Source organism: Streptomyces bicolor (assembly GCF_000719285.1).
In the GTDB taxonomy this organism is placed as follows: Bacteria; Actinomycetota; Actinomycetes; order Streptomycetales; family Streptomycetaceae; genus Streptomyces; species Streptomyces bicolor.
In genome coordinates, this window is sequence record NZ_JOFS01000004.1 from 163,319 (window position 1) to 179,354 (window position 16,036).

General features: G+C 71.2%; 15 protein-coding genes. 8 read left to right on the plus strand and 7 right to left on the minus strand.

All coding sequences use genetic code 11. From position 1 onward, the window contains the following. Positions 1–15: 15 nt before the first annotated feature. Complete coding sequence (locus IF78_RS0105965; protein ID WP_037639766.1) at positions 16–834, plus strand: rhomboid-like protein; 819 nt, start codon at positions 16–18, stop codon at positions 832–834. Here the strand turns inward: IF78_RS0105965 and IF78_RS0105970 are convergent. Continuing rightward, positions 817–1,611 carry a GNAT family N-acetyltransferase gene (locus tag IF78_RS0105970; RefSeq protein WP_031479554.1) on the minus strand — a complete coding sequence of 265 codons (795 nt, stop codon included), beginning with the start codon at positions 1,609–1,611 and terminating at the stop codon, positions 817–819. The genes IF78_RS0105965 and IF78_RS0105970 overlap by 18 nt on opposite strands. A 179-nt stretch (positions 1,612–1,790) precedes the next feature. Between IF78_RS0105970 and lon the strand changes: the two genes are divergently transcribed. Beyond that, on the plus strand, positions 1,791–4,205 hold the full coding sequence (lon, locus tag IF78_RS0105975) for an endopeptidase La (protein WP_031479556.1): 2,415 nt from the start codon (positions 1,791–1,793) through the stop codon (positions 4,203–4,205). A gap of 67 nt (positions 4,206–4,272) precedes the next feature. Here lon and IF78_RS0105980 read toward each other — a convergent pair whose 3' ends face one another. Beyond that, positions 4,273–5,106, minus strand: a complete 834-nt coding sequence (locus IF78_RS0105980; RefSeq protein ID WP_031479558.1) for a lysozyme — start codon at positions 5,104–5,106, stop codon at positions 4,273–4,275. A gap of 252 nt (positions 5,107–5,358) precedes the next feature. Between IF78_RS0105980 and IF78_RS0105985 the strand changes: the two genes are divergently transcribed. Next, on the plus strand, positions 5,359–5,871 hold the full coding sequence (locus IF78_RS0105985) for a MarR family winged helix-turn-helix transcriptional regulator (protein WP_031479560.1): 513 nt from the start codon (positions 5,359–5,361) through the stop codon (positions 5,869–5,871). Positions 5,872–5,913: 42 nt separating this feature from the next. Here the strand turns inward: IF78_RS0105985 and IF78_RS0105990 are convergent, their stop codons facing one another. Continuing rightward, positions 5,914–6,702 (minus strand): protein phosphatase 2C domain-containing protein, encoded by a 789-nt coding sequence (locus tag IF78_RS0105990; protein WP_031479562.1) that lies wholly within the window; start codon positions 6,700–6,702, stop codon positions 5,914–5,916. Between the two features lie 402 nt (positions 6,703–7,104). On the opposite strand from IF78_RS0105990, the gene IF78_RS0105995 reads away from it, so the two are divergent. Genes IF78_RS0105995 through IF78_RS0106015 form a run of 5 tightly spaced genes read left to right on the plus strand, consistent with a single transcriptional unit; the run spans position 7,105 to position 12,673 of the window. Further along, positions 7,105–9,849, plus strand: a complete 2,745-nt coding sequence (locus IF78_RS0105995) for a sensor histidine kinase (RefSeq protein ID WP_078662323.1) — start codon at positions 7,105–7,107, stop codon at positions 9,847–9,849. Next, complete coding sequence (locus tag IF78_RS0106000; RefSeq protein ID WP_031479566.1) at positions 9,846–10,349, plus strand: roadblock/LC7 domain-containing protein; 504 nt, start codon at positions 9,846–9,848, stop codon at positions 10,347–10,349. The genes IF78_RS0105995 and IF78_RS0106000 overlap by 4 nt, the downstream gene beginning before the upstream one ends. Further along, positions 10,346–10,774 (plus strand): DUF742 domain-containing protein, encoded by a 429-nt coding sequence (locus tag IF78_RS0106005; protein ID WP_031479568.1) that lies wholly within the window; start codon positions 10,346–10,348, stop codon positions 10,772–10,774. Before IF78_RS0106000 ends, IF78_RS0106005 begins: the two co-directional genes overlap by 4 nt. After that, positions 10,755–11,393 (plus strand): GTP-binding protein, encoded by a 639-nt coding sequence (locus IF78_RS0106010; protein ID WP_031479570.1) that lies wholly within the window; start codon positions 10,755–10,757, stop codon positions 11,391–11,393. The genes IF78_RS0106005 and IF78_RS0106010 overlap by 20 nt, the downstream gene beginning before the upstream one ends. Before the next feature lie 26 nt (positions 11,394–11,419). Continuing rightward, positions 11,420–12,673, plus strand: a complete 1,254-nt coding sequence (locus IF78_RS0106015) for a styrene monooxygenase/indole monooxygenase family protein (protein ID WP_031479572.1) — start codon at positions 11,420–11,422, stop codon at positions 12,671–12,673. On the opposite strand, the gene IF78_RS0106020 is transcribed toward IF78_RS0106015, so the two are convergent. The 4 genes from IF78_RS0106020 to IF78_RS0106035 all read right to left on the minus strand — a co-directional run bounded on the left by IF78_RS0106020 (position 12,591) and on the right by IF78_RS0106035 (position 15,997). Then, positions 12,591–13,778: a C40 family peptidase gene (locus IF78_RS0106020; RefSeq protein WP_031479574.1), complete on the minus strand. Its 1,188-nt coding sequence runs from the start codon at positions 13,776–13,778 to the stop codon at positions 12,591–12,593. The genes IF78_RS0106015 and IF78_RS0106020 overlap by 83 nt on opposite strands. Before the next feature lie 102 nt (positions 13,779–13,880). Further along, the gene (locus tag IF78_RS0106025; protein ID WP_031479576.1) at positions 13,881–14,183 is read right to left on the minus strand and encodes a hypothetical protein; all 303 of its coding nucleotides are present in this window, start codon (positions 14,181–14,183) and stop codon (positions 13,881–13,883) included. 10 nt (positions 14,184–14,193) lie between these two features. Then, on the minus strand, positions 14,194–14,838 hold the full coding sequence (locus tag IF78_RS0106030) for a TetR/AcrR family transcriptional regulator (protein WP_031479578.1): 645 nt from the start codon (positions 14,836–14,838) through the stop codon (positions 14,194–14,196). Between the two features lie 220 nt (positions 14,839–15,058). After that, the gene (locus IF78_RS0106035; protein WP_031479580.1) at positions 15,059–15,997 is read right to left on the minus strand and encodes an AurF N-oxygenase family protein; all 939 of its coding nucleotides are present in this window, start codon (positions 15,995–15,997) and stop codon (positions 15,059–15,061) included. Positions 15,998–16,036 lie beyond the last annotated feature (39 nt).

The window sequence follows — 16,036 nt, forward strand, 5'->3', positions numbered from 1 at the left end:
AAGGAGCGCCTCACCTTGGAACGCACTGCGGCTGGGGGTGTGACGGGCTCTGTTCCGGAGTCCGGTGAGGCGGGCGTGCCCGATGTCGTCGGGCTGCTGGACGCGATGCCGCGGCAGCGCGGACCCCTGAGCGCCACCGCGCCGCCGCCCGCGGCGCCGGTCGTCACCGAGCCGCCCGCGCGCGAGGCCACCGCACCTCGGCGTGCCGTCCGTCCCTGGCGACTGCTCCCCACCCCTACCGGCACCCCGTTCACCTTCGCCTACGCCGCCGTACTGACCGTCACCTCCCTGATCGCCGCCTACGCCGACCCCGCCCTCGTCCACGCACTCCACCAGGGCTCCAGCACCGATGTCGCCCACCTGGTGGGCACCCCCGTCTTCGTGCTGCTCGCCAGCGCGCTGTGGGTCGCGGGCGGGATCGTGGCGCCGTACACGCTCTGCTTCCTGCTCGTGCTCACCGCGCTGGAGCGGCGGATCGGCGGTGCCCGCACGGCCGTTGTCTTCCTGGCCGGGCACGTCCTGGCGACCCTCGCGACCGAGGTCCCCGTCGGGCTCGCGGTGTTGGTCGGCCACCTTCCCGACAGCTCACTGCACCGCCCGGACTACGGCATCAGCTTCGGCGTGGCCGCGAGCATCGGGGCGCTGGCCGGCCTGCTGCGGCCGTGGCTGCGGTGGCCCGTACTGGCGCTGTTCGGCGGGATGCTGGTCCAGGACCTGCTCAACCTCACCGATCCGCTGACCAATTGGGGGCATCTGATCGCCCTGGTCATCGGGGTCGCCATGTGGCCGGTGGTGCGGCGGTGGCACGGCTCGGAGTCAGTCGCCTTCGGGTGACCAGACGTACGGGGTCGTGGTGGTCACCGCCGTGAAGCCCAGCCGGCGCAGGATCGGCGCGCTGTCGTCGGACGCGTCGACATGGAGGTACCTGACGCCGCGGGAGACGGCGAGGGCAGCGCGGGTGGCGACCAGGGCGCGGTAGATGCCGCGGCCGCGCCACTCGGCCAGTGTCGACCCGCCCCACAGGCTCGCGAACTCGGTGCCCTCGCGGAAGACCAGCCAGGCCGCCGAGACGACCTCGCCGTCCGCCTCGGCGACGTAGACGGCGATCTCGTCCGGCGCGGACGCGACACGGCCGCTGAGGTCGGCGGCGAGCCAGCTCCAGTCATGGTCCCAGGCGGCCGACACCATCGCGGCGATACGGCGCATGTCCGCGTCGGCCGTGACCCGACGGAGCGTCACCCCCTCGGGCAGGAGAGGCTCTCGTACGGCCATGTCGGCGGCGCTTCCGACGAGCACCGCCTCCTCGTCCTCCGGCGCGAAGCCCGCCGCGCGCAGCCGGTCGGTGAGGTCGGCGGGGTCGTCGTGGGACCGGGTCTTCCACTCCACCGCCTCGCCGCGCGCCGCGAAGTAGTCGCGCTGCCGGGCGATGAGCCGGTCGAGTTCGGCGCCGCGCACGCCGAGGGAGCGCGGGCCGCTGACAAGGCCCCGGAACCCGCCGACTATCCGTAGCAGCGGGCCGTCCTGTTCGTACGTCACGCCTGGCGGCGGGGTCGGGGGCGCGCCGCGCAGCTGGTCGTCGTAGGCCGCGAGAAGAGTCTTGGTGTCTGTCACGGGGAGACGGTGGGGGAGAGGCCGGGGCATGGGCAACCGGATATCCGCGTTGTCAGAGAAACCCGAGGTCACAGCGCGTGTGCCAAGTGATCGCTCACAGCGAACGGAGGCCTGGGAACATTCGGGCTCCCCCGTGCATTGAGTCGGCATAACTCAACTTGACTGCCGAAGGGGAGATCATGGCTTCGACGTCCACACCGCTCACCCTGCCCGTGCTGCCGCTCGACGACGAGGTCGTGCTGCCCGGAATGGTGGTCCCGCTGGATCTGAACGACGCCGATGTACGCGCCGCCGTGGAGGCCGCGCAGGCCGCCGCCCGGTCCCAGCCCGGGAAGCCACGGGTGCTGTTGGTCCCACGCATCGACGGGACGTACGCGAGCACCGGTGTGCTCGGCACCGTCGAGCAGGTCGGCCGGCTGGCCGACGGTGACCCTGGCGCGCTGATCCGCGGCCGGGGACGGGTGAGGATCGGTGCGGGAACGACGGGTCCCGGAGCCGCCCTGTGGGTCGAGGGCACCCGCGTCGACCAGAGCGTGCCCGAGCCGCTGCCCGGCCAGGTGGCCGAACTGGTGAAGGAGTACAAGGCCCTCGCCACCGCCTGGCTGCGCAAGCGCGGCGCCTGGCAGGTCGTGGACCGGGTGCAGGCCATCGACGACGTCTCCGCCCTCGCCGACAACTCCGGCTACTCGCCGTTCCTGACCACCGAGCAGAAGGTGGAGCTCCTGGAGACCGCCGACCCGGTGGCCCGGCTGAAGCTCGCCACGCAGCAACTGCGCGACCACCTCGCCGAGCAGGACGTCGCCGAGACCATCGCCAAGGACGTCCAGGAGGGCGTCGACAAGCAGCAGCGCGAGTTCCTGCTGCGCCGTCAGCTGGAGGCCGTCCGCAAGGAACTGCGCGAGCTCAACGGCGAGAAGGAGGGCGAGGAGTCCGACGACTACCGCGCCCGCGTCGAGGCCGCCGACCTGCCGGAGAAGGTCCGCGAGGCCGCGCTCAAGGAGGTCGACAAGCTGGAGCGGGCGAGTGACCAGTCGCCCGAGGGATCGTGGATCCGTACATGGCTCGACACCGTCCTCGAACTGCCCTGGAACGAGCGGACCGAGGACGAGTACGACATCCAGGGCGCGAAGGGCGTGCTGGACGCCGAGCACGCCGGTCTGGAGGACGTGAAGGAGCGGATCACCGAGTACCTGGCGGTGCGCAAGCGCCGTACGGACAGGGGCCTCGGGGTCGTCGGCGGGCGACGCGGCGGTGCCGTACTGGCGCTCGTCGGGCCGCCCGGCGTCGGCAAGACCTCGCTCGGCGAGTCCGTCGCGCACGCCATGGGCCGCAAGTTCGTCCGGGTCGCCCTCGGCGGCGTCCGCGACGAGGCCGAGATCCGCGGTCACCGCCGTACATACGTCGGCGCGCTGCCCGGCCGGATCGTGCGGGCCATCAAGGAGGCCGGGTCGATGAACCCGGTGGTCCTGCTCGACGAGATCGACAAGGTGGGGTCCGACTTCCGGGGCGACCCGGCGGCCGCCCTCCTCGAAGTGCTGGACCCGGCCCAGAACCACACCTTCCGGGACCACTACCTGGAGGTGGAGCTGGACCTGTCGGACGTGGTCTTCCTGGCCACCGCCAACGTTCTGGAGGCCATCCCCGAGGCTCTGCTCGACCGGATGGAACTGGTCCGGCTCGACGGCTACACCGAGGACGAGAAGATCGTCATCGCCCGTGACCACCTGCTCCCGCGCCAGCTGGAGCGGGCGGGTCTGAACACGGACGAGGTCGCCATCGACGAGGGCGCCCTGCGCAAGCTCGCCGGCGAGTACACGCGCGAGGCGGGCGTCCGCAACCTCGAGCGGTCCATCGCGAGGCTGCTGCGCAAGGTGGCGGCACAGCACGAACTGGGCGAGCGGGAGCTGCCGTTCACGATCGGCGACGGTGACCTGCGCGGTCTGATCGGCCGGCCGCACCACGTGCCCGAATCGGCCCAGGATCCGGCGGAGCGCCGTACGGCCGTACCGGGCGTGGCGACCGGACTCGCGGTCACGGGAGCGGGCGGGGACGTGCTGTTCGTCGAGGCGTCGCTGGCCGACCCGGAGACGGGCGCGGCGGGTCTGACGCTGACCGGCCAACTGGGTGACGTGATGAAGGAGAGCGCGCAGATCGCCCTGTCGTTCCTGCGCAGCCACGGCGCCGAACTCGAACTGCCGGTGGCCGACCTGAAGGACCGGGGCGTGCACATCCACTTCCCGGCGGGCGCGGTGCCGAAGGACGGCCCGAGCGCGGGCATCACGATGACGACGGCGCTGGCGTCGCTGCTGTCGGGCCGCCTGGTCCGCACGGACGTGGCGATGACGGGCGAGGTCTCGCTGACGGGCCGGGTCCTGCCGATCGGCGGCGTGAAGCAGAAGCTCCTGGCCGCCCACCGTGCGGGGGTGACGACCGTCGTCATCCCCAAGCGCAACGAGCCCGACCTGGACGACGTCCCCGCGGAGGTGCTGGACAAGCTCGACGTCCACGCCGTCACCGACGTCCGCCAGGTCCTCGAACTGGCCCTGTCGCCGGCCACGAGCGACGCGGCCCCGGAGGTTCCGGTCGCGGCGTGACGGACGCCACCGGACAGGCAGGGCCCGGGTCCCGTGAGGGAGGCCCGGGCCTTCGCCGCGACAGGTCCTAGCCGTTGGCTAGCGCCACGACCCGGTCCAGCGCCCCGTTGAACCTGTTGTGGTCCCCGACCGTCGGTCCGGAGGACGTGTACTGCCACATCGTGTAGTAGCTCCACCCGGCCGGCAGCTCCCCCACCGCCGTCGCGTACCGGGCGATCCACAGCGGGTTGGCGGAGGCGAAACCGCTGTAGTTGCCGGTGCACTGCTTCCACCAGTTCGTCGCCGTGTAGATGACGGGGTGGCGGCCGGTGCGGGCCTTGTACTGGTTCAGGAAGTCGCGGATCCAGGTGACCATCCCGCTCGTCGTCTTGCCGTAGCAGGCGTCGCCGTACGGGTTCCACTCGATGTCGAGGGCGCCGGGCAGGGTCCTGCCGTCGCGGGACCAGCCGCCGCCGTGGTCGACGAAATAGTCGGCCTGCGTTGCGCCATTGGTGGTGTCCGGGGTCGCGAAGTGGTACGCGCCGCGGATCATGCCGACGTTGTAGGAACCGTTGTACTGCTGGGGGAAGTAGGGGTTGGTGTAGTACGTCCCCTCGGTCGCCTTCACGTAGGCCCACTTCACCCCGCTGTTCCACAGGGTCGACCAGGCGACGTTGCCCTGATGGCTGGAGACGTCCACGCCCTCGGTCTGGGTGGCCATGGGCCCCAGGGGGACGCCGTGTACGCCGTCGTGGGCGATGACGCCCATGCCCATGTGCGCGGAGCCCCGGCGTGGGGTGTCGTCACCGGCGGACGCGGGGGAGGGCTGGGTGGCGAGTAGGAGGGACAGGATCGCGGCGAGCAGGAGCCCGGCGAGGTGCGGGCGCCGGGGGCGGAGCGGTTCGGGTCTGTGCACGGGCATAAGCGTGCCTCCGAAGGCTCGGTGGTGCTCGGTGGGGAAACGCGTGGTGGTGGGGCGGCCGTTAGGGGCATGACGGTGGCGTGCGCATGCCAGTCAAGCCTCCGGTGGAGAAGCTAGGCACGCAGAAGCGCAGGTGGAAGGGGGTCCGGAGGCTGCCTTTGGTCTGGGCCTGCGAAATACTGGCGGAGCTGCGGCGATGACGGCGGTCGGCGGAAAACTTTCCGGACCGGGAAATACGAGGCAGGGGCTGACGTGCGCGAAGACGGAAACGGCGAGGGTCGGCGAGTCGGGCCCGGGGCTGACCCCTCCGGCGGAGTGTCCGATCGTGGTCCGGACCAGCCCGAATTCCTGGACCTGGAACGCGAGTTGACGGTCCTGTTCCGGCGCGCCAGGGCCAAGCAGGGCGAGATGGCCCGCGAGGTCCATCCGGACCTGGAGTCAGCGGCGTACGGCCTGTTGGTCCGGCTGGGTGAGTCAGGGCGTCAGCGGGCCACCGAGCTCGCCGCCTACATCGGGGTCGGCAAGGCCACCATGTCCCGCCAGCTGCGCGCCCTGGAGGACCTCGGGCTCGTCGCCCGCGAGCCGGACCCCGCCGACGGGCGGGCCTGGCTGGTGCACCTCACCGAGGAGGGACGCGGCCGGGTCGCGAAGGTGCGGGAGGCCCGGCGGGCCCGTTATGTCGAGCAGCTGTCCCACTGGGACCGGCGTGAGGTCGCGGAGCTGGCGCGGTTGCTGAACCAGCTGAACCGGGGGATGGAGAAGTAGGCCCGAGGAGGAACCGGGCGTGCCCACGCAGGTCTGTGTGGGTCACAGCTCCGCGTACACGACCGTCGCGTCGTCATGCGTCTTGCTCCGCCCCAGATACGCCCGCTCCTCCGCGTCGGCCGACTCCAGCGCCCGCACCCGGTCCACCAGGGCCCGCGCCCCCTCTTTCCGTACGACGGTGAAGCACTCCGCCCAGTCGCCCTCCCGGAACTTCTCCACCCACCTCGTCGCCCCGTCCGTCAGCGCCGCCAGCGCCCGCACGTCTGCCCGCGCCAGCACCCCCGTGACCGCCCGGCCCGCCACCGACGGATCCGCGGCGGCCGTGAAGAAGCCGCCCTCCTTGTTGCGGATGTGGGCGTCGATCAGCGCGTCCGTGGCCAGGGACGCCCGTGGGAGACGGGACAGGCGGTCGTCCAGGAAGGGTGTGACCGTGCCGTCCGGCGACTGCGCCAGCAGGGTCGAGTCGGACAGGATCAGGTACTCCACCGACTCCGGCGACCACCGCGTCAGCACCACTGTGGCCTGTGGGGTGCGCGGGTGAGAAAGGTCACAGGTTTCCCGGTGTGCGTCAGCGGTACGAGCGATGGCGCGGGCCAGCGCGTCCGTGAGCGGAACATCGGGGAGCGAAACGGTCAGTTCGGTCAGGGCTCCGCCGAGCCGTGCGGTGAACCAGGGGACGGAATGGAGACAGCCCGTCCCGCTCCTCGGCGGGGTCACCCCGTCGAGGACGACCAGCACGCCACCCTGTCCCGAGGCGGGCAGTCCGACACTGGCGAAGTCCTCGTTGGGGCGGGCCGGGTCGCCGGGTTCGGAGGCAAGCTCTGTTCGCATTCGGCCAGTCTGCACGAGGCCTTCACAAGGTTCGCCAAGGGGTCTCATCGGTTGCCGAATCGGTGCAGCAGCGCAGGTCAGGCGCCTGGTTTGGGGCGGAATGGAGCGCTCCTTCCAAGCGTGGCGGCGAATACTGCCATCGCCTGCCGCAGACGTCCAACCGGCCCGCCGCGGAAGGCGTCTGCACGCGCCAGAGAAACTTGCCCGCCAACTCCCCTCCGGGGTTCACTCCTTCGGGTGGCGGGTCAGGTGATGCGCGGCCGTTGCCCACCGGCACTGGGAGGGTCGGGGACCGGTGAGGACACCCCCTGCTCGACCAAGTCGAGCTTGGGGGAGGGGTGCACGCGAGGTCGGCGGTAGTTGACGGAGCGTCACCCGGACCCATGGGTACACGAGTCAGGAATGCGAGCACCGGTGCAGAAGATGCGGCCTCGTCGCTCAGGCAAGCAGACGGCCTCCGCAGGGGGCGCCAAGCCCACTCCCGGCACCACCACCGACGTCACACCCGCCGGCAAGGGGCGCCCGACCCACGTACGGAACCGGCTGATCGTCGCCGTGGCCGTCGTGGCCGCCGCCATCGCCGCGGCCGGTGTCCCGTCGGTCGTCGCCGCCTCCGGGGAACTGCACGACTCCCAGGAACTGGTGACCCTCGCCGAGCAGACCGAGGAAGCGCTCACGCTCGCGCACTCCCTCGCCGACGAGCGCGACGACGTCACGTCGTACATCGCCGCGGGCCGGCCCAAGTCGAAGGCGCCCAGCGAGCAGCGCAGCGCCCGCGTCGACCGGCAGGTCGAGGAACTGCGCGCCGACACCGACGCCCCGGCCTCGCTCCACGACGAGCTCGACGGCATCGCGGCCGTGCGCCGGGCCGCGCTCACCGGCCAGAGCACCGCGCTGGAAGCACACCGGGCCTACTCGGCCACCATCACCGAACTGCACCGGCTCGCCGAGCGGCTGGCCGAGCAGATGCCGCCCCGCACGGGCTCCGGCGCGTACGCCCTGGCCGAGCTGGACTCCGCGGTGCAGCAGGCCGCCGCCGCCCGCGGGCTGCTCCTCGCCGCCCTCAGCGTGCCGACCACCACCGAGACCGTCATCGACCCGGTCACCGGCCTCGCCACCACGCAGAAGACCTCCACGGACGCCGACGCCCAGCAGCGCGCCGCGCTCAGCGCCGCCGCCCAGCAGGCCCGCCTGCGCTCCGACGCCGCACTCGCCGACTTCCACGAGACCGCCCCCAAGTCCGCGCGGACCTCCTACGACTCCACGGTCACCGGCCCCGAGGTCACCACCGCCGACCGGTACCTCGCCTCCCTCACCGACCAGGCCACGCTCTCCGACCGGGACCTGAACACCAGCACCCGGCGCGCCGAGGCCGCCCTCTCCTCCCGCGTCGACCTGATGCGCGGCGTGGAGTCGGCCCTCTACGACCGCCGCACCAAGGACCTCGAACAGCTCCGCGACGACGACGTCACCGCGCTGGAGATCCGCATCGCGATCCTCGGCGCCCTGATGCTGCTCGCCGTCGGCGTCGCCACCGGCATGGCGCGCTCCCTCACCCGGCCGCTGGCCGTCCTGCGGATCGGCTCCGCGCGGCTCGCCGGGGCAGAGGACCCGGCGGCCGAGGAGCCCGTCAAGTTCACCGGCCGCAAGGACGAGTTCGCCCAGGTCGTCAACTCCGTCAACGCCTTGCACGCGCACGCCGTCGCCCTCCACGAGCGCATCACCACGCTGGAGTCCGATCGCAAGCACCTCGTCGGCCAGCGGCAGAAGATGGCCGACGCCCGCGAGGAGCTGCGCACCGAACTCGCCGAGTCCGCGGCCCAGCTGGAGCGCCTGCGGGACACCATCGGCGCCACCTTCGTGAACCTCGCCCTGCGCACCCTCGGCCTCGTCGAGCGCCAACTCGCCGTCATCGAGGGCCTGGAGGAGCGCGAGCAGGACCCCGACCGGCTCGCCACGCTCTTCAAGCTCGACCACTTCGCCACGGTCATGCGCCGGCACAGCGAGAACCTCCTCGTCCTGGCCGGCACCGAGCACGTCCAGCAGCACGCCGGGCCCGTCCCGCTCGTCGACGTCGTCCGCGCGGCCGTCAGCGAGATCGAGCGGTACGAGCGCGTCCGCATAGCCGCGCTGCCGCCGCACGCGCACGTGGCAGGGTTCGCCGCCGACGACCTCTCCCACCTCCTGGCCGAGCTGATGGAGAACGCCACCTCGTTCTCCCCGCCCGACCTGCCCGTCGAGATCTCCGGCTGGCTGCTGGAGAACGGCGAGGTCATGCTCTCCGTCCAGGACGAGGGCATCGGCATGACCGGCGAGCGCCTGACGCGCCTCAACTCCCGGCTCGCCGACTTCGACCCCGAGATCTCCTACGACCAGGAGGGCGACGACGGCCTGGGCCTCGGCCTGTACGTCGTCGCCCGCCTCGCCCACCGCCACGGCGTCCGGGTCCAGCTCCGGGAGCAGAAGAGCGGCGGCATCGCGGCGGTCGCGGTCCTGCCGAAGGGCCTGCTCGCGGCGGCCCCCGCGGCCGCGGTCCCCGCCGACGCCCCGCACCGCACCGGCACCCACGCCTTCTCGCTGCCCGGCGCCGACGCGGAGGCCAACTCCAACGTCCTGCGCGGCCGCTCGAAGGACGGCGACCCGTTGGTGGCGCTGGCGGAGAAGGCCGTACGCGAGACGGGCGACGCCGAAAAGGACGTAGCCGACGACGACGTAGCCGACAAGGACGTATCGGAACCGGAGACTCCTGCCGAGACCACCATGGAGCTCCTGATCCCGGAGCAGGCCGCGGCGCCCTCCGAGGAGACGGAGACAGAGCAGGCTCGGGCGACCGACCCCTACGCCATCGGCCCGGACACGCATGAGCGTGCTCGGGACGAGGGGGAGGAACCCGAGGAGCAGGTGACCGACAAGGGCCTCCCCAAGCGCACCCCGAAGATCACCGCACCCGCCCAGGCCCCGCGACAGCGGACCGGCGGCGTCGACGCCGAAGCCCTCCGCAGAAGGCTCGGCGGCTTCCGCAAGGGCGCGGAGGCCGGCTACCGCGACGTAGAGGCGGAGATCGCCGAACAGACCGGCCAGAACAAGACACCCAGCAGTGAATCCGAAGCAGCCACGGGGGGCACAGTCGAGGAGGCAAGCAGTTGACCGCGCCCAGTACCTTCGGACTGAGCAGTGAAGCCCGCAACCTGCACTGGTTGTTGACGAATCTGGTCGAGGAGGTGCCGGGCATCCAGTCGGTCGCCGTGGTCTCCTCCGACGGCCTGCTCCTGCTCTCCTCGGACCACGCCCGCAACGAAGAGGCCCGGGAGGCGAGGAACGACAAGCCCACCGGCCCCCGCGGCTCCTCCGCCGACCTCGCCACCATCGTCTCCGGCATCGGCAGCCTCACCATCGGCGCCGCCAAGCTGATGCAGTTCGGCGGGGTGAAGCACACGATGGTCGCGATGGACGAGGGCAGCCTGTTCGTGATGTCCATCAGCGACGGCTCGCTGCTCGGGGTGCACGGCTCCGCCGAATGCGACATGAGCGTGGTGGCCTACCACATGGCGCTCTTCGTCGGCCGCGCCGGCCATGTCCTCACCCCCGAACTGCGCAGCGAGCTACGGAAATCCCTCGAGACCGCGTCGGCAGGGAGTACCCGATGAGCAACGCCCCGAAGAACCGGCCCCAGCTCCCCGTCCGCGGCGGCGAGCGCAAACCCGCCCGCGTACGCCCCTACTCGCTCACCGGCGGCCGTACCCGCTTCGGCCACGTCCTGCTCGTCGAGACGTTGGTCGGCAGCACGGCCGCGCTGGAGACGCCCGAGGAGCGCAAGAAACTGACGAAAGGTTCCCTCACCACCCGGGTCATGCCGGAGATGCGGGCCATCGTCGAACTGTGCCGCCGTATGCGCACGGTGGCCGAGATCGCCGCGCTGCTGAAGATGCCGCTCGGCGTGGTCCGCGTGCTCCTGAGCGACCTCGCGGACCAGGGAAGGATCCGTGTGTACGGCACCGGAACCGGTCATGGCACGGGCCGGCCGGACCGCGCTCTGCTGGAAAGGGTGCTGAGTGGACTCCGTCGTCTCTGACGCCGCTCGCGGTGTCTCCCCGCTCCTCGACGAAGAGGGGCCCGAACAGCCCTGGCAGACGGACCGCACCCGAGCCCCGATCGCCACGAAGATAGTCGTGGCCGGCGGCTTCGGCGTCGGCAAGACCACGCTGGTCACCGCCGTCTCGGAGATCACGCCCCTGCAGACCGAGGCGCTGATGACCGAGGCGAGCGAGGAGACCGACGACCTCACCTCGACGCCGGGCAAGCTGACCACCACCGTGGCCATGGACTTCGGCCGCATCACGCTCGACGACGACCTGGTGCTCTACCTGTTCGGCACGCCGGGCCAGCAGCGGTTCTGGTTCATGTGGGACGACCTGGTGCGCGGCGCGATCGGCGCGGTCGTCCTGGCCGACACCCGGCGCCTGAAGGACTGCTTCCCCGCGCTGGACTACTTCGAGAGCTGCGGCCTGCCGTACGTCGTCGCGGTCAACCACTTCGACGGCAGCGAGCTGTTCGAACCGGAGGACGTGCGGGAAGCGTTGACGATCCCCGCGCGCATACCCGTAATGATCATGGATGCCCGGCGCCGGATCTCGGTGATCGAGACCCTGCTGTCCCTCGTCGGCCACGCGCTGGACGAAACCCCCGAGTAGATCCCCGAGTAGGAGAACAGCCCCGGATGCGGAAGATACTCGTCGTCGGAGCCGGCCAGTCCGGACTCCAGCTCGCCCTCGGACTCCAGTCGCACGGGTACGAGGTCACCCTGATGTCCAACCGGACGGCGGACGAGATCCGCTCCGGCCGGGTCATGTCCACGCAGTGCATGTTCGACACGGCGCTGCAGTACGAGCGCGATCTCCAGCTGAACTTCTGGGAGTCCCAGGCCCCGAAGATCGAGGGACTCGGCGTCTCGGTGGCGGCCCCCGGCTCCTGGGGCGAGGGTCCCGCGGCCCGCGCGATCGACTGGCTGGGGCACCTCGACGGGTTCGCGCAGTCCGTCGACCAGCGGGTGAAGATGGCCGGCTGGATGGAGACGTTCGCACAGCGCGGCGGACAGCTGGTCATCCACGGCGCGGCGGTCGGCGACCTCGACTACTTCTCCCGCACCTACGACCTGGTGATGGTCTCGGCGGGCAAGGGCGAGCTGGTCCAGATGTTCGGCCGGGACCCGGAGCGGTCCCCGTACAGCGAGCCGCAGCGCGCGCTGGCCGTGTCGTACGTCCACGGCCTGGGCCCGCGCCCCGAGCACCCGGACACCGAGGCGGTCCGCTGCAACCTCGTCCCCGGCATCGGCGAGCTGTTCGTCATGCCGTGCCTGACCACCTCCGGGCGGGCCGACATCCTGTTCTGGGAGGGCATACCCGGCGGGCCGCTCGATGTCTTCGACGGCGTGCAGGACCCGGCGGAGCACCTCTCCCTGACCCTGGAGCTCATGGAGCGGTACACCCCGTGGGAGTACGAGCGGGCGACGAAGGTCGAGCTCACGGACGCCGGAGGTGTGCTGAGCGGGCGGTACGCGCCGACCGTGCGCAACCCGGTCGGGCGGCTCCCCGGTGGCGGGCTCGTACTGGGCGTGGCGGACGTGGTCGTGGCGAACGACCCGATCACCGGCCAGGGGTCGAACTCCGCGTCCAAGTGCGCCGCCGCGTACCTCGCCTCGATCCTCGAACACGGGGACAAGGAGTTCGACGAGGCGTGGATGCGGAGCACCTTCGACCGGTACTGGGCCACCGCGCAGCACGTCACCAAGTGGACGAACGCGATGCTGGCGCCGCCGCCGGAGCACATCCTGGGCCTCATCGGCGCGGCGGGGCAGCTGCCGCCCGTCGCCGACCGGTTCGCCAACGGGTTCAATGACCCGGCCGACTTCGAGAACTACTTCTATGAGCCGGAGAAGACCGCGGCTTATCTCGCTGAGGTTTCTGGGGCCTGACCCGGGGGCGTACGGCTCCCAGTACCGGGTTCGACGCGATCTCGGAGATCTTGATCTTCTCGCCGGGGCGCGGGGCCTCGACCACCCGGCCCTTGCCGAGGTACAGGGCCACGTGTGTGGCGTCCGGGAAGTAGATGACCAGGTCGCCGGGGCGCAGCTTCGTCAGGGGGACGCGGGTGAGCTGCGCCCACTGCTCCTGGCTGGTGCGGGGGATGCGGGTCCCCGCGTGGGCCCAGGCCTTGGACGTCAGGCCTGAGCAGTCGTAGGACCTGGGGCCTTCCGCGCCCCACTGGTAGGGCTTGCCGAGCTGTCGCTTGGCGTAGCGGATCGCTCGGGCGCTCTCGGGGGACGGCTTGTGGTCGTCCCGGGCGAGGGCGCCCGATGCCAGGAGGGCCCTCTGGGACTGCGCGGTGTCCTTCCTCTCCAGTTCGGCCAGTGCGCCGAGCTGCTCGGCGGTGAGGGAGGCCAGCAGCTCCTCGACCTCCTTCAGGCGCTTGTGCACGGCGTCCTTGTTCTTCTTCCGGCGTTCGGCGAGGGCGAGTTGATCGTCCAGGGCCTTGCGGGCCTTGCGGGCCAGCTCGTCGGCCTTGCGCTCCGTGCCGGTCAGCCGGCCGACCGTCTCGGCTCGCTCGCGTGCCAGCTGGCGGATGACGTGGCCCTGGTCCAGGGCGTGCTGCGGGTCGCGGGCCAGGAGCAGGCTTACGTACGGGGAGATGTCCGTGCTGTTCTGGTACTGCTGACGGGCCAGGCGGCCCGCGGCGCCCCGGCTGGCGTGCAGGGCGAGGCGGGCTCGGGACAGGGCGGTGTCCAGGCGGGTGGCCTCGGCGCGCTTTCGCTCGAGCTCCTCCTCGGTAGCGTTGTAGGTCTCCGTGGCCCGCTCGGCCTCGCGGTAGAGGCGTTGAAGGTCCGTCAGGAGCGCTGTCACCGTGCGACCTTGAGGTTCCGCGGCGGCCGTCGCGTGGGGTTCTCGTGGTTCTCGGGTAGCCGTCGCGCGGGGCTCTCGTGGCTCGGGGGCGGCCGTCGCGTGGGTCGGCGCGAGGAGCGTGCCGGCCGCCGTCGTCGCCGCGGCCGCCGTACACGCCAGGCGGCGAAGCCTTCCTGACACGTCATCACCTCCGGTGCGGAGAGGCTTTCTGCTCCGCACCGAGAGCTTTAGACGCGCTCGCCGGGTTTGTGTGCCAAGTGTGCGCGGATCGGCGTAATCCGGTCACCCGTCGGAGTCGTCCGGCTTGCCTCGCGGCGTGGCATCCGGCTTGGACCACGGCCAGTTCAGTCGGCGGGTCTGCTGCCCTTCGGGGGCGTACTCGTACTTCCAGCGCCGGGTCAGGCCCGTGCGGGTGCCGGGAGTGCGCGCTACGCGGCGGTAGACCAGGACCGTGGGCGGGCCGCCGTGCGGGTCGGGGACGGGGATGCGGTACGTCTTGGGCGGGTGGCCCGTGATGCCCAGGAGTACGGGCAGGACGCGGCCGTCCATGGGGCCGCCCTCGAAGGGGGTGTCTTCGCTCTTCACGGCACCAGTGTCAGCCATCCGCCGCGAGCTTCTCGGCCAGCGCGGCGGTCTGTGGATCCCGGGAGGCGGTGACCGAGAGCACGGCGACGAACTGTTCCACGAGCCAGTCCCGCAGTTCCTCCACCGGTGGCTGCTTGCCCTCGTCGAGCCAGATGAGGGAGGCCGCCTCGACCGCGGTGATCCACATCCGTACGGTCATACGGAGGCGGAGGCCGGGGTCGGTGACCTCCAGGTGGCTGAGGATGTGCTCGGCGGCGGCGCGGCGTACCCCGTCGACGATGGCCGTCGTGCGGGACGTCTCCACGACGCTGCCGCCCTGGAGCAGTGCGCTGAAGCCGGTGTCGTGCTCGTCGACGAAGGTGAGGTAGCGGTCGAGGGCACGGGAGAGGCGGGGGAGGAGGGGGCCCTCGCGGGGCTCGTCGAAGCAGTGCTGGAGTTCTTCGGCGGCCGACCTCAGGGCAGCCTCGTACAGCTGCTGCTTGCCGCCCGGGAAGTACCGGTACACCAGGGGCCGTGACACTCCGGCCGCCTCCGCCACGTCGTCCAGGGAGACGTCCTCGGGGGCGCGGTGCGCGAAGAGGGTGAGGGCGGCGTCGAGGAGCTGGGTGCGGCGCTCCTCGACGCTGAGGCGGCGGTAAGCGGGGGCGGCGGACATGGGATGAAGCCTAGTCGCCGTGGGGGGTGCGGGGATTTGGCGGCTGTGGGCTCGTCGTGGCTGGTCGCGCCCACGCGGCGGAGCCGCATATCGACACAGCCCCGCGCCCCTTGGTTGGCTTGGCTGCGGGCAGTCGTGCCGCTGGGGCGGCTCCCGACCCAAAGAGGGCGGCACCCCGCCAGCGCGGGCGAGCGTCCCGGCCTTCGAGCTCAGCCCCCACTTACGCCAGCAATCCCGACGACCTCCACAACCGCCGCCCCACCCCGCGCAGCACCCCGATGTCATCCAGGAAGTCCGTCAGCCTCTTCGCCCCCGTCTGCATGACCTCCCGGCGATGACCGCTCGCCTTCACCTGGGCCATCGCCTCCCGCTTGTCCAGGCCCACGTTCGTGTACACCTCGGGATTCACGAAGGCGACGGAGAACACCCGGGCGAACTCACCGGAGGTGACCCGGGTGAATTCCTGGGACCACTTCGGCGCCGTCACCATCTGGCGGCGCAGCTCCTCGCGGGCGTAGCGGACGTGGCGGGCCTCCTCCACGACATGGATCCGTGTCACGCCTCGGATCAGGGGCTGCACACGCTCGTCCGGGAACGTCAGCCGCTGCATCCAGTCGAGGACCTCCTCGCCGAGCAGGGTCGCCGTGAAGGAGCCGGGGGTGGTGGAGATCGTTTTGAAGAGGCGGCCCAGGTTCTGGTGCGCTCGGCTCACGGGGTACCAGGGGGTGCCGCCGTGGGAGATCAGGCGGGCGAACATCTTGGAGTGGCGGCACTCGTCCTCGATCTCGGTGAGTGCGTAGCGGACGTGTGCGCTTGTCGCCGCCTTGTCGTAGATGTGGCGGACCAGGAGCTGCATGAGGATGATCTCGAACCATATGCCGAGCGAGGCGAGGGCCGCGGCCTCGTGCTGGGAGAGGAGGATGCGCTGTTCCTCGCTCATCCGCTTCCAGATGGGGGTGTCGTAGAGCGAGACCAGTTCCGGGGGCCAGAACCACTTGCCCTCCTCGAAGGGCGCGTCCCAGTCCAGCTCCTTGTCCGGGTCGAAGGAGTGCTTGGCGGAGGAGTCGAGCAGCCGCTGGGCCACCTGCTCCCGGTCCTTGAGCAGGCCGAGCGCGTCGCGGAGGCCCGCGAGCGCATCGGCGTCCGTCAGCGTCGTCATAAGCTTATGAGACTGCCTGTCAGCAAGCTCGTCAATCCC